Annotated in this window: 12 protein-coding genes; 7 read left to right on the forward strand and 5 right to left on the reverse strand. The window is 73.4% G+C overall.

Annotated elements, in window-relative coordinates; translation table 11 throughout:
- Positions 1–40: 40 nt before the first annotated feature.
- Positions 41–1,660: an AMP-binding protein gene (locus UIS43_RS04660; protein ID WP_370012565.1), complete on the forward strand. Its 1,620-nt coding sequence runs from the start codon at positions 41–43 to the stop codon at positions 1,658–1,660.
- Positions 1,661–1,735: 75 nt separating this feature from the next.
- Here the strand turns inward: UIS43_RS04660 and UIS43_RS04665 are convergent, their stop codons facing one another.
- Positions 1,736–2,020, reverse strand: a complete 285-nt coding sequence (locus UIS43_RS04665) for a 4a-hydroxytetrahydrobiopterin dehydratase (RefSeq protein ID WP_013153228.1) — start codon at positions 2,018–2,020, stop codon at positions 1,736–1,738.
- Between the two features lie 415 nt (positions 2,021–2,435).
- Between UIS43_RS04665 and UIS43_RS04670 the strand changes: the two genes are divergently transcribed.
- The 4 genes from UIS43_RS04670 to UIS43_RS04685 are packed head-to-tail and all read left to right on the forward strand — an operon-like array spanning position 2,436 to position 6,210.
- On the forward strand, positions 2,436–4,745 hold the full coding sequence (locus UIS43_RS04670) for a nitrate- and nitrite sensing domain-containing protein (RefSeq protein WP_013153229.1): 2,310 nt from the start codon (positions 2,436–2,438) through the stop codon (positions 4,743–4,745).
- Positions 4,745–5,203: a roadblock/LC7 domain-containing protein gene (locus UIS43_RS04675; RefSeq protein ID WP_013153230.1), complete on the forward strand. Its 459-nt coding sequence runs from the start codon at positions 4,745–4,747 to the stop codon at positions 5,201–5,203. Before UIS43_RS04670 ends, UIS43_RS04675 begins: the two co-directional genes overlap by 1 nt.
- Positions 5,204–5,207: 4 nt before the next feature.
- Positions 5,208–5,588 (forward strand): DUF742 domain-containing protein, encoded by a 381-nt coding sequence (locus tag UIS43_RS04680; protein ID WP_174548378.1) that lies wholly within the window; start codon positions 5,208–5,210, stop codon positions 5,586–5,588.
- A gap of 46 nt (positions 5,589–5,634) precedes the next feature.
- The gene (locus UIS43_RS04685) at positions 5,635–6,210 is read left to right on the forward strand and encodes an ATP/GTP-binding protein (RefSeq protein ID WP_036552209.1); all 576 of its coding nucleotides are present in this window, start codon (positions 5,635–5,637) and stop codon (positions 6,208–6,210) included.
- A 304-nt stretch (positions 6,211–6,514) separates the two neighbouring features.
- Here UIS43_RS04685 and UIS43_RS04690 read toward each other — a convergent pair whose 3' ends face one another.
- Genes UIS43_RS04690 through UIS43_RS04700 form a run of 3 tightly spaced genes read right to left on the reverse strand, consistent with a single transcriptional unit; the run spans position 6,515 to position 9,472 of the window.
- Entirely contained in the window at positions 6,515–7,330 is an 816-nt protein-coding gene (locus UIS43_RS04690) for an ABC transporter ATP-binding protein (protein ID WP_013153233.1), read from the reverse strand.
- Positions 7,331–7,349: 19 nt separating this feature from the next.
- Entirely contained in the window at positions 7,350–8,441 is a 1,092-nt protein-coding gene (locus tag UIS43_RS04695; protein ID WP_013153234.1) for an iron chelate uptake ABC transporter family permease subunit, read from the reverse strand.
- Positions 8,438–9,472, reverse strand: coding sequence for a FecCD family ABC transporter permease (locus tag UIS43_RS04700; RefSeq protein ID WP_370012568.1), 1,035 nt, complete (start codon positions 9,470–9,472; stop codon positions 8,438–8,440). The genes UIS43_RS04695 and UIS43_RS04700 overlap by 4 nt, the downstream gene beginning before the upstream one ends.
- Before the next feature lie 141 nt (positions 9,473–9,613).
- On the opposite strand from UIS43_RS04700, the gene UIS43_RS04705 reads away from it, so the two are divergent.
- Together UIS43_RS04705 and UIS43_RS04710 are read left to right on the forward strand one after the other, a co-directional pair.
- Complete coding sequence (locus tag UIS43_RS04705) at positions 9,614–10,621, forward strand: ABC transporter substrate-binding protein (protein ID WP_071622135.1); 1,008 nt, start codon at positions 9,614–9,616, stop codon at positions 10,619–10,621.
- Positions 10,622–10,798: 177 nt separating this feature from the next.
- Positions 10,799–11,599, forward strand: coding sequence for a GNAT family N-acetyltransferase (locus UIS43_RS04710; RefSeq protein WP_013153237.1), 801 nt, complete (start codon positions 10,799–10,801; stop codon positions 11,597–11,599).
- Positions 11,600–11,641: 42 nt separating this feature from the next.
- Here the strand turns inward: UIS43_RS04710 and UIS43_RS04715 are convergent, their stop codons facing one another.
- Positions 11,642–12,409 (reverse strand): TSUP family transporter, encoded by a 768-nt coding sequence (locus UIS43_RS04715; protein WP_013153238.1) that lies wholly within the window; start codon positions 12,407–12,409, stop codon positions 11,642–11,644.
- Positions 12,410–12,507 lie beyond the last annotated feature (98 nt).

The following is a 12,507-nucleotide window of genomic DNA, read 5'->3' on the forward strand; positions in this document are numbered from 1 at the left end:
GCGAAAGCCCCACACCAACCGAAAAAGAGGACCGCCACCGATGCCCGTGCCCGACCCGGAGCACCACGTCCGCGACTGGCTCGCCACTTACGACACACCCACCACATCGGTGGCCCACCTCCTCTGCGACCGCCACGACCCCCACGCCACCGCCACCACCGAGATCGGCCCCACCCTGGAGGCCACCACCCTCACCTTCGGCGAACTCGCCCGGCGCTCCCGCGACCTGGCCACCGGTCTGGCCGACCTGGGCATCACCAGCGGGGACCGCGTCGCCACCCTCATCCCCAAGGGCGTGGACCTGACCGTCACCGCCCTGGCCGTGTGGCGTCTGGGCGCCGTCCTGGTCCCCCTGCTCTCCTCCTTCGCCCCCTCGGCCATCAACGAGCGCCTCACCGACTCCGGCGCCCGCCTGGTGGTGTGCGACGCCGAGTACCGCGCCAAGCTCGTCCCCGGCGCCGACCGCCCCTGGCACATCGCCACCACCGCCGCCGAGCCCGCCCACGAGGGCGACCACACCCTCACCGGCCTGGCCGCCCGCGCAGCCGCGGCGCCGTCCGTCCCCGACGCCGCCGTGGGCGGGGACGGCCTGCTGGCCGTCGTCTACGTCTCCGGGGTCATCGGCCCGCCCCGGGGCGTGCGGGTGCCCGTGCGCGCCCTGGCCGCCATGCACGCCTACCACCACTACGGCCTGGGCGTGCACGACGACGACGTCTACTGGAACACCGCCGACCCCGGCGCGGCCTACGGCCTCTACCACGGGCTCATCTCGCCGCTGCTGGCCGGGCACAACTCCCTGGCGCTGCGGGCCGGGTTCTTCGACCCGGAGCTGACCCTGGACGTGCTGGGCGTGCACGGCGTCACCAACCTGGCGGCCGATCCCACCACCTACCGCACGCTGCGCGCGGCCACCAAGACCCTGCCGCCCGAGGTGATGGTGCAGAGCCTGGCCAGTGCGGGCGAGCCGCTGGCCCCCGACGTCATCGACTGGGTCACCGACGTGTTCGGCGTCCCGGTGCGCGACCACTACGGGCAGACCGAGCTGGGCTGGTGTGTGGGCGTGCCCAACGGCGACACCGGTCAGGGGCCGGCCGATCCGCCGCCGGGGGCGATCGGTCCCGCGCTGCCGGGCTGGCGGGTGCAGATCCTGGAGGCGATCTCCGACGACCCCGCTCCCCTGGGCGCCTACGGGCGTGTGGCGGTGGACCTGGAGCGCAGTCCGCTGGCCTGGTTCGAGGGCTACGTCGGTCAGGAGGGGGCCTCTCAGGTCAGGTTCACCCCCGACGGCGCCTACTACCTGACCGGGGACACCGGTATCCAGGACCGGCAGGGGTCATTGTTCTTCTCCACCCGTGACGACGGCGCCATCTTGACCTACGGGTACCGGATCGGTCCGAGTGAGGTGGAGTCGGTGCTCAACGCCCACCCGGCGGTGGAGGAGTGCGGGGTGTACTCGATCCCCGACGAGCTCGCCGGGCAGGTGATCGGTGCGCGGGTGGTTCTGGGCGCCGGTCACGAGGCCACTCCGGAGCTGGCCGAGGAGCTCAAGGGGTGGGTGGGCGAGCGGTTCGCCGCGCACGCCGCGCCGCGGGTGGTGGACTTCGTGGAGGAGCTGCCTCGTACGGCCTCGGGCAAGATGCGCCGGGCGCGCCTGCGCTGAGGGTCCGCCCCTGCCCCGCCCGGCGGTCCGGGGCGGGTGGGCGCGGTCCTGTGCGCTGCTCCCCCTGGGTCGGGGTCAGGGGATGAGTTCGTCCACGCGGGCGGCCAGGGACATGTCCTTGTCGGTGACGGCTCCTTCGGAGTGGGTGCTCAGCGCCAGGTGCAGGGTGTCGTAGCGGATGTCGATGTCGGGGTGGTGGTCGACCTGTTCGGCCGCCTGGGCGATCTCGTTGACCAGGGCGATGGCGGCCGGGAAGTCGGGCAGGCGCACGGTGCGGCGGATGGCGGGTGCGGCGGGGTCCAGTTCCCAGTCGGTGAGGCGGGTCAGGCCGTCGCGGATCTGTTCCTCGGTGAGTCTCATGGTGGGCCCTCTCCCCCGGTGGCGGTCGTACGCGCCGGTGCGTGTACGGGTGGCTGTTGGGGGCTACGTACCCGTGTGCGGTGTGGGGGTCACCTGCGGTACGCGTGTTCTGTGAGGTTGGAGCCTGTGGTGGTCGGTGCGGCGGAGCCGCTCCTTCTGTCTTTTTGGGGTTCGAAGGAGCTAAAGGCTCGACTGTACGACGTAGATTTTAATGTACTTAGTAGCTTAGTATTTCGCGTTACCAAGCTGAGGCCAGCCTTCCCACCTGCGCAGATCCTCCCCGTATGGGACACTGTGTCCCCCTCAGGCTTGCGCAATCCCCCGTTGAGCGGTTCACTCTGGGGAACTCCGGCCCCTCCCCCACCCCGGCGGACCCCCGCAGGTAGCCTCCGCCGCTCTCCCCCAAAGCGAGCCCATGCCCCACAACAAGCGCCGTTCGCTTCGCGCCCGCATGATCACGCTGGTCCTGTTCCCCAGCACCGTGCTGCTGGCCCTGTGGGCCGCCTTCACCGCCCTGCTCGTCGGCGACATCGGTGAACTGCGCACCACCGCCACCTTCACCGAACAGGTCGGCGTCCCCGTCGAGGAGACCATCAGCGCGCTCCAGCGCGAACGCCGCGCCACCATGGACGCGGCCTGGGGCACCGAGCGCACCGCCCTGTACCTGACCTACTCGCGCCAGCGCACCGACGAGGCCGTGGACGCCCTCAGCCGGAGCCTGGACGCCTTCGACGTGCAGGACCTGCCCGAACAGGCCCTGGCCTTCCGCGCCGCCGTCAACCGCGTCGACACCCTGCGCGCCCGGGTGGACGCCTCCTCCCCCACCGAGATCGACCTGGAGGAGACCTCCACCGTCTACGACGAGGTCATCGAACAGGGCCTGCGCGTGTGGGACGGCCAGGTCGAGCGCGCCGACCCCGCCCAGGCCCCGCACCTGCGCTCCCTGACCTCGCTGATGCGCACCCGCGAACTCCTCAACCAGCAGGACACCGTCCTGGCCCACGCGGTGGCCACCAACTCCTTCCCCGTCCAGGCCCACGCACAGTTCGCCGCCGCGGCCGGAGCCCAGCACTACACCTGGGACCGGGTCGTGGTCGAGATGAGCGAGGAGGACGGCCAGGACTACATCGAGCTGGAGTCCTACAGCGAGGTGCAGCGCATCTACCAGCTCCAGGAGAGCATCATCTCCATGCCCGTGCGGGGCGGGGCCACCGTGCCGGTCAACGCCACCGCCTGGCAGGGCGCCGCCGAGGCCGTGGACGCGCGCATGCGCGACGTCGAACAGGGCCAGATCGACCGGGTCATCGCCTTCAGCCGCTCGCAGTCGGCCGAGCTGCGCACCAGCGTCCTGCTGGTGAGCGTGCCCGCCCTGGTGGCCGCCCTGGTCTCCTCCGCGGTCGCGGTGGGCGCCACCCAGCGCCTGGGCAGGCGCCTGCAGGACCTGCGCACGGCCACCCTGGAGCACGCCCGGGTGCGCCTGCCGGAGGTGACCGCACGGCTGCGCGCGGGCGGCAGCGTGGACGTGGACGCCGAGGTGCCGCGGCTGCGGGTGGAGAGCACCGACGAGGTCGGGCAGGTGGCCGAGGCCTTCAACGACGCCCAGCGCGCGGCCGTGGCGGCGGCGGTGGAGGAGGCGCAGGTGCGCGCGGGCGTGCGCAACATGTTCCGCAACATCGCCCGGCGCACGCAGGCGCTGGTGCACCGCCAGCTGGGGCTGTTGGACGCGCTGGAGCGCGCCGAGACCGACCCCAAGGTGCTGGAGTCGCTCTTTCGCATCGACCACTTCAGCACGCAGATGCGGCGCAACGCCGAGAACCTGATGCTGCTCAGCGGGGACGCCCCCGTGCGGCGGGGACTGGCGCCGGTGCGCCTGCACGAGGCGGTGCGGGCCGCGGCCAGCGAGATCGAGGACTACGTGCGGGTGCGGGTGCTGGCGGTGCCGGCGGTGGCGCTGCGCGGCGAGGTGGGCGCGGACACCGTGCGGCTGCTGGCGGAGCTGCTGGAGAACGCCACGTCCTTCTCGCCCCCGGGCACGGAGGTGACGGTGCGCGGCCGGGCCGGGGAGGCGGGCGGGTGCGTGCTGGAGGTGCGCGACCGGGGGTTGGGGATGACGCGGGAGCAGTTGGAGGCGTCCAACGCGCTGCTGCGCGACCCGCCGCGCTTCGATCTGGCCCGGATGCGCGAGGACTCCCAGCTGGGGTTGTTCGTGGTGGCCACCATCGCCGCGCGCCACGGCCTGGAGGTGACGCTGAGCGCCGGGCCCGAGCGCGGCGCGTGCGCGGTCGTGGCCGTTCCCGCCGACGCGCTGGCGGACCAGGGCGCGGGCGCCGCGGAGCCGGGCGGGGACCGGGAGGCCGCGACCGCGCGGTCGCAGCGGCTGGTCCTGGCGGGCGGGGTCGAGGAGCGGGCGGCGCGGGAGGACGGGGCCCGGGCCGCGCCCGAGACCGCGGACGCGGCCGGGGACGAGGACACGGGCGATACCTACAAGGGTCTGCCCCGGCGGCGGCGCAAGGGCGTGCAGCCCTCCCCCGCGCCCGCCCCGGCCGCGCCCGGGCACCCCGGGGAGTCCGGGGGCCGGGAGGCGGCGGCCGAGCGGTCGCTGACCGAGATCCGGTCGATGATGAGTGCTTTCCAGTCCGGGAGCCTGCGCGGGCGCGCACAGCCCCTGGACGGGGATGGAGACGGCGTGCGCGGTGCGCGCCCCGGTGAGAGCTCGGAAGGGTGATGTCGATGACGGCGGACGCTGCGGCGGGAGACAGGACGGCCGAGGCGGTGGAGGGGCAGTCCCCGGCCAGGACGCTGGACTGGCTGCTGGGCGACCTGGTGCGGCGGGTGGCGGGGGCGCGGCACGCGCTGTTGCTGTCGGCGGACGGGCTGCTGCTGTCGTGCTCGGACGACCTGGGGCGCGAGCAGGGTGAGCGGCTGGCCGCGATCGCGTCCGGTTTCGCGAGCCTGGCCCGTGGCGCTCGGGGGCAACTGGGGGCCGCGGAGGTGCGTCAGACGGTGGTGGAGATGGACAACGTGTTCTTCTTCGTGCTGGCCGCCGGTCAGGGCGCGTCGCTGGCGCTGGTGGCCGAGTCCACGTGCGACATGGGCCAGGCGGCGTTCGAGGTGAACCGTCTGGTGCGCCAGGTGGGTCCGCACCTGTCGGCGCTGCCGCGGCGCGGGAGTGTGAGGAGGTGAGGGCGTGGACGCTGAGCCGTCCGGTGGGGCGTCGGGACGGGAGTGGTCGTTCGAGTCGAGTCTGATCCGGCCGTACTCGTTGACGGGTGGGCGCACGCGTCCTTCGCGTACGGACTTTTCGATGACCTCGCAGGTGGTCGCGGTCGCCCCGGCTCCCGCCGGGGAGGTGGACCCGGAACTGGAGCTGATCCTGTCGCTGTGCGCGCGGCCGGTGTCGGTGGCCGAGGTGGCCTCGCGGTCGGGGTTTCCGCTGGGGGTGACGCGGATCCTGCTGGCGGACCTGTTGGACCAGGGCCGTGTGGTGGTGCGCACCTCCGACTGGGAGCGGCACCGGCCCGACGCCGAGACGCTGCGCTCGGTGCTGGAGCGCATCCGTCAGCTGTGAGGGGCAAGGGTGGTGTCGAGGTGGAGTGGATGTGTCGTTGGTCGTGATGGACGCCGAGGGTGCGGGGCCGGTTCCCGACACCCTCAAGATCGTGGTCGCGGGGGGATTCGGGGCGGGTAAGACCACCCTGGTCTCGGCGGTGAGCGAGGTGGAGTCGCTGCACACCGAGGAGGTCATGACCTCCGAGAGTGTGGGCGTGGACGATCTGGACGGGGTGGAGGCCAAGGCGACCACGACGGTGGCCCTGGACTTCGGCCGGATCACGCTGGACGGGTCGACGGTGGTGTACCTGTTCGGTACGCCGGGTCAGCGGCGGTTCTCGTTCATGTGGGAGGAGTTGACCGAGGGCGCTCTGGGCGCGGTGGTGTTGGCCGACACCCGGCGGTTGGCGGACTCCTTCGACGCGATCGACTTCTTCGAGTCGCGCGGGGTGCCGTTCGTGGTGGCGGTGAACTGCTTCGACGGGCAGCGCACGCACCGGGCGGACGACGTGCGGGTGGCGCTGGACCTGGAGGAGCGGGTGCCGCTGCTGCTGTGCGACGCCCGGGACCGGGAGTCGGTCAAGGAGGTGTTGGTGGAGCTGGTGGCTCTGGTGTTGCGTCTGGAGCTGTCGGGCGCCTGAGAGGGGACGCCCCGAGGGAGGGGCGCGGTGGGGCCCGGGTCGCGTGGTGCGCCCCGGGCCCCACCTGTCGCCCAGGGCCTCGGGGGTCCGTTTCGGTGGTGGTCCCGGGCACCCGTCGGCGGGTTTCTGCGGGGGAGGCTCCCCTCCCCCGCCCCGCGCCCCCACATCCCCACCCCTGCGGTTCTGGCACCGGCGACGTGTCCAGTCCCTGCCCGCGCGCCAGGGGGCGGGGTTGGGCCCTGCGGGGCCTGGCGTGCCCCTCCCCCGCCGGTGCGTCCCGCGGCCGGGCCCGTCGGAGGCGGGGTCAGCGGGCGGCGCCGCGGCGGTCCACGGGCACGATCATCGGGGTGTCGGTCTCGGGATCGGGGATGATGCGCACGGGCAGGCCGAAGACCTCCTCGACCAGGGACGCGGTGACCACGGTGGAGGGGTCGCCCTCGGCGACGATGGCGCCCTCCTTCATCACGATCAGGTGGGTGGCGTAGCGGCAGGCGTGGTTGAGGTCGTGCAGGACCGCGACCAGGGTGTAGTCGCGTTCGGCGTGCAGCTGCGCGCACAGGTCGAGCATGTCCATCTGGTGGGCGATGTCGAGGTAGGTGGTGGGCTCGTCCAGCAGCAGCAGGGGGGTCTGCTGGGCCAGGACCATGGCCAGCCACACGCGCTGGCGCTGCCCGCCCGAGAGCTCGTCCACCGACCGCTCGGCCAGTTCGGCCACGCCGGTGGAGGCCATGGCCTCGGCCACGACCGCCTCGTCCTGCTTGGACCACTGGCGCAGGAACCCCTGGTGGGGGAAGCGGCCGCGGGCCACCAGGTCGGCCACGCCGATGCCGTCGGGGGCGATGGAGGTCTGCGGCAGCAGCCCCAGGCGGCGGGCGACCTCCTTGGCGGGGTAGGAGCTGATGGCCTTGCCGTCCAGGTGCACGTGGCCGTGCGCGGGCTTGAGGGTGCGCGACAGGGCCCGCAGCAGGGTGGACTTGCCGCAGGCGTTGGGTCCCACGATCACCGTGAAGGAGTTGTCGGGGATGGTGACGGCCAGGTCCCGGGAGATGACGCGCTGCTCGTAGGCCAGGGTGAGGTCGCGGCCGTTGAGGCGGGAGGCGGAGTGGTCGGCGATGGTCATCGTTCTTCCTCGGTTTCGGTCAGGCACGTCCGCCGCGCCATTCGGTGTAGAGCAACCAGATCAGGTAGCTGCCGCCGATGACGGCGGTGACCACGCCCACGGGCAGCTGGGTGGGGGCCAGGGCGCGCAGCGCGACCAGGTCGGCCACCGCCAGCAGGGCGGCGCCCATGAGCGCGGATCCGGCCAGGGTGGTGCCGCCGGTGCGCATCAGGCGGCGGGCCAGCTGGGGTGCGGCCAGGGCGACGAAGCCGATGGGGCCCGAGACGGCGATGGCGGCGCCGGTCAGGGCGCTGGCGGCGGCCAGGGCGGTCAGCTGGGTGGAGCGGGTGGGCACGCCCAGGCCGCGCGCGGTGTCCTCCCCCAGTTCCATGAAGCGCAGGCGCTGGCCCAGGGCGAGCAGGACCGGTCCCAGCAGGACCAGGCAGATCCACACGGCCGCGACCTCGGCCCAGCCGCGGCCGTTGAGGCTGCCGATCATCCAGATCTGGGCGCCGAGGGCGTCGGTGAGTTCGGCTCGGGTGAGCAGGTAGTCGCGGACGGCGCCGAGCATGGCGGCCATGCCGATGCCGACCAGGACCAGCCGGTAGCCCTGGACGCCGTTCTTGGTGGAGAGCAGGTACACGGCGGCGGCGGTGAGCATGCCCCCGGCGATGGCGCCCAGGGACACGCCCAGGCGTCCGGCGCCGAAGAGCAGGATGACGGCGACGGCTCCGGTGGCGGCGCCGCCGGTGAAGCCGATGATGTCGGGGCTGCCCAGGGCGTTGCGCGACAGGCTCTGGAAGACGGCTCCGGCGAGCCCTAAGGCGGCGCCCACGCCGATGGCGGTCAGGGCGCGGGGCAGGCGCACCCCTTGGACGAAGAACACGTCCAGGCGTTCGCCGTAGCCCGCGATCGCGGCGGGCACGGCGCCGAGCGGGATCTCGTAGTCGCCCACGGCCACCGAGACGATCAGGGCTGCGGCGCTGAGCGCGGTCAGGACGGCGGCGACGACGAGGGTGCGCGGGCGCACCAGCAGGGACAGGCGTTCGCCGAACAGGCGCAGGGCGAAGGAGCCGCGGGGTGTGGTGCGGGCGCGCTCGCGCGGGCGGCGGGGTGTCAGGGTGCGGCTCACAGGTGGGCCATTCTCGTGCTGCGGACCAGGGCGATGAACAGGGGGGCGCCGACGAAGGCGGTGATGATGCCGACCTCCAGTTCGGCGCCCGGCACGATGACGCGGCCCAGGGTGTCGGCGGCGGTGAGCAGGACGGCGCCCAGGACCGCGGAGTAGGGCAGCAGCCAGCGTTGGTCGGGGCCGGTGACCAGGCGTGCGGCGTGGGGGATGATGAGGCCGACGAACCAGATGGGGCCCGCGGCGGCGGTGGCGGCGCCGCACAGCAGGATGACGCCCACGGCGGTGGCGGCGCGGATGAGGGGGATGTTGGCGCCCAGGGTGGCGGCCAGGTCGTCGCCCAGGGCGACGGCGTTGAGGGAGGGGCCCAGGCACAGGGTGAGGACGATGCCCGCGACGAGGAAGGGCGCCACCTGCCAGAAGACGTCCAGGTCGCGTCCGACCAGGGAGCCGACCTGCCAGAAGCGGATGCGGTCGAAGACGAACTCGTTGAGGACGAACACGCCGTGGATGAGGCCTTGGAGGACGACGGCGACGGCGGTTCCGGCCAGGGCCAGGCGTACGGGGGTGGCGCTGGAGCGTCCGCGTGAGCCCAGGGCGTAGGCGGCGACGGCGGCCAGGGCGGCGCCGGCGAAGGCGGGCCAGACGTAGCCGGTGCCGGTGGCGCCGAAGGCGATGACGGCGATGACCACGGCCGCGGCGGCGCCGGAGTTGACGCCGAGGATGCCGGGTTCGGCCAGGGGGTTGCGGGTCAGGGCCTGCATGAGGGCTCCGGCCAGGCCCAGGGCGGCGCCGACGAAGACGCCGATGACGGTGCGGGGGACGCGCAGGCTGCGGATGACGTCGTGGTCGTAGGAGCCGTCGTAGGCGGTCAGCGCGGCCCACACGTCGGCGGCGGGGATGGGTTTGCTGCCGACGGTGACGCTGAGCAGGGCGCACAGGGTGAGCAGGCCCAGGGCGGCGACCAGCCCGAGGGGGCGGATGATGCGCCTGGTGAGTGTGGGGCGCGTGAGGGTGGGGGCGCGCAGGGCCACGGCTTCCCCGTTCGTTGTGGCGTGGGTGGTGGACGCGGCTGCCCCGGGGGGGTGCAGCCTGTGGGCGGCACCGGTGCACTGCGCGCCGCCTCGGACAGGTTAGCCTTACCTTCATCCTGTTCGCACGGAAGGGTGCCCGTTATGCCCGAGTTGTCGCGTCCTGTGCGTGCCCTGGCCACACTAACCGCCCTGGCGGCACTGACCCTGTCCGGCTGCGCCGCCCCGCCCTCCTCCCCCCGAACCGACGACGGGCCCACGCGCACCGTACAGGCCGCCAACGGAGAGGTGGAGATCCCCGCCGCACCCCAGCGCGTCGCCGTCCTGTGGCGCCCCACCCTGGCCGCCGCGACCCTGCTGGGACACGACGTGGCCGCCACCATGGGCACCCCCGGCGCACCCGAACAGGGACTGGCCCCCTTCCTGCCCCCGGGCGCCGACGGCGACGCCCTGACCCTGGTGACCAACTCCCCCGCCGAGGACGACGTCCAGCTCGAAGCACTGGCCAACGCCGCCCCGGACCTGATCATCGGCGTCCACACCCGGTCCGGCGCCCAGGCGCAGATGCTGTCGGACCTGGAGGCCATAGCGCCCACGGTCCTGCTGGAGTGGGAGGGCACCGGATCCTGGCGCGGCCACCTGCACCAGGTCGCCGAGGTACTCGACGCCCCCGAACAGGCCGAGCGTGCCGTGGCCGAGTACGAGACGGCCCTGGAGGAAGCGCGCGAGCAGATCACCGGGGCCGGGGTGGATCCGGCCGCCACCGAGGTCTCGCTCGTGCGGCTGCAGAGCCCCAGCGAGATACGCCTGGAGACGCCCGCCTCCTTCCCCGGACAGATCGTCCGGGACCTGGGCCTGGCCCGCCCCCGGGGCCAGCACCAGGCCCAGGGCGCCACCGACTTCATCGCCCTGGGCTATGAGCACCTGGAACGCGCGGACGGCGACACGGTGTTCGTCCTGGCCGGATCGGGCTACCCCGACGCGCCCCGCACCTTCTCCGAGGGGGTGTGGTCCAACCTGCGGGCGGTGCGGGACGCACGGGTGTACCGCATGGACCACGACGTGTGGGGCGCGGCCAACCACCACGCCGCGCACCGCATCGTCCAGGACGTGACCGCGGCGCTGACCGGACAGGCCGAACCCGCGGTGTGAGGGTCAAGGTCACAGATCGGGCGAACCCGCCGGTAACCCCGGGCGCGCCCGCCATCGTGGACGTACACGCCACGCGCTGACCCCGCCCGGCGGGGCGAGGAGCCACGCCGCCCGGGCACCCCGCGCGGCACAGCACGCACCGGGCCCTCCTCGGGCCCCACCCGCCGAGGGGGCCTGATGAGGGACCGCACCGCGTCGATCGAGTCGATGGAGCAGCTCACCCGGGTCTGGCGCACCCTGGTGCTGGACCGCGACCCCCACGCCGACGTGCGCGACCTGCCCGGCCTGGCCGTGCGCTGGGCCGACTGCCGGTTCGCCTTCTGGAACTGCCTCACCCTGACCGGCGTCGACACCGACGCCGCGGACCTCGAACACGCCCTGCACCAGGCGGAACGGGTGATGCGCGCCAAGAGGCGCCCCGGTTTCCTGTGGCTCTTCGAGGACCTGCTCGACCCACGGGCGCGCGAGCACCTGCGCGAGGCGGCCCACCGGGCGGGACTGGAGCACGCCTTCGGCGGCGTCGGCATGGCCGCGGACCTTGCGCACCTGCCCGAACCCTCCCACCCCGACCTGACGTTCGTACGCGTGAGCACCGACGCACACCTGCGCTCCTACGCCGACCTGAACTCCCACGCCTACGGCTTCACCCCGCAGGAGGGCCGCGACGGGCTCGTGGGATCCGCCCTGTGGAAGGACGGCGTCCACGCCTACCTGGGCATACGCGAGGGCGAGGCGGTCACGTGCGCCGCGACGGTACGCGCGCGGGACTGCCTGTTCGTCGTGCTCGTGGCCACCGCACCGCGGTGGCAGCGCAGGGGCTACGCCGAGGCCGTCACCCGCAAGGCCCTGTACGAGGGCGCCCGGGCCAGCGGCCTCAGGCGCGCCGTACTGCAGGCGACCGAGGCCGGAGCGCCCGTGTACCCGCGCATCGGTTTCACCGCCAACTCGCCGGTGCGCTTCTACCGGCTGCGCGACTGACCGCACCGCGCGCGGGGCGCGCGCCCCGCGCCTCAGGCGGCCTCAGGTGAAGATGTCCCAGCCCATGCGCACGAGCAGGGCGATGACCACCACCAGCAGCACCGCGCGCACGAACCCCGAACCCCGCCGCAGGGCCATACGCGCCCCGATCTGGGCGCCGATGATGGTGCACACCGCCAACCCCAGGCCCAGCAGCCAGTCGATGTGCCCGCCCAGACCGAAGACGACGAGCGCTCCCAGGTTGGTGCACACGTTGACGATCTTGGCCGAGGCCGAGGCCTCGACGAAGTCCATGCCGACCACGGCGGTGAAGGCGATGATGAGGAAGACGCCGGTGCCCGGGCCGATGAGGCCGTCGTAGAAGCTCACGCCCAGGCCCGCGACGGCCACCACCGCCAGGGCGCGGTTGCGGGTGCGCAGGCGGCGGTCGGAGGCGACACCCATGGCGGGGCGGAAGTAGACCATGAGGGCGACCCCGGCCAGGACCACCATGATGACGGGTTTGAGCACGTCGGCGGTGAGCGCGGCGGCCATGGCCGCGCCCAGCCCCGAGCCCAGCAGGGCCAGGGCTGCGGTGGGCGCGACCACGCGGCGGTCGATCCTGACCTTGCGGGCGTAGGCCAGGGCGGCGGAGGTGGTGCCGAAGACGGCGCCCAGCTTGTTGGTGCCCAGCAGGGTGGCCAGGGGTGTGGTGGGCGCGGCGACCAGCAGGGCGGGCAGCAGGAGCAGGCCGCCTCCACCGACGACGGCGTCGACCCAGCCCGCTGCGACACCGACCAGCAGGAGCAGGCCGAGGATCTCGGGGTCCATCTACCGCGCGCGCCCGAGGGAAGAGGTGATCATGGGTTCTTTTCGTGGCGGGGATGGCTGACGCACGCAGCCTACTCTTCGCCTCGGAGCGGGTGTGG

This window comes from Nocardiopsis sp. LDBS0036, assembly GCF_041228755.1.
GTDB classification, from domain to species: Bacteria; Actinomycetota; Actinomycetes; order Streptosporangiales; family Streptosporangiaceae; genus Nocardiopsis; species Nocardiopsis dassonvillei.

Coding starts and splice junctions, on each gene's coding strand:
- UIS43_RS04660 (WP_370012565.1), top strand. CDS start 41: ATGCCCGTGCCCGACCCGGAGCACCACGTCCGCGACTGGCTCGCCACT.
- UIS43_RS04665 (WP_013153228.1), bottom strand. CDS start 2,020: ATGAGACTCACCGAGGAACAGATCCGCGACGGCCTGACCCGCCTCACC.
- UIS43_RS04670 (WP_013153229.1), top strand. CDS start 2,436: ATGCCCCACAACAAGCGCCGTTCGCTTCGCGCCCGCATGATCACGCTG.
- UIS43_RS04675 (WP_013153230.1), top strand. CDS start 4,745: ATGTCGATGACGGCGGACGCTGCGGCGGGAGACAGGACGGCCGAGGCG.
- UIS43_RS04685 (WP_036552209.1), top strand. CDS start 5,635: ATGGACGCCGAGGGTGCGGGGCCGGTTCCCGACACCCTCAAGATCGTG.
- UIS43_RS04690 (WP_013153233.1), bottom strand. CDS start 7,330: ATGACCATCGCCGACCACTCCGCCTCCCGCCTCAACGGCCGCGACCTC.
- UIS43_RS04705 (WP_071622135.1), top strand. CDS start 9,614: ATGCCCGAGTTGTCGCGTCCTGTGCGTGCCCTGGCCACACTAACCGCC.
- UIS43_RS04710 (WP_013153237.1), top strand. CDS start 10,799: ATGAGGGACCGCACCGCGTCGATCGAGTCGATGGAGCAGCTCACCCGG.
- UIS43_RS04715 (WP_013153238.1), bottom strand. CDS start 12,409: ATGGACCCCGAGATCCTCGGCCTGCTCCTGCTGGTCGGTGTCGCAGCG.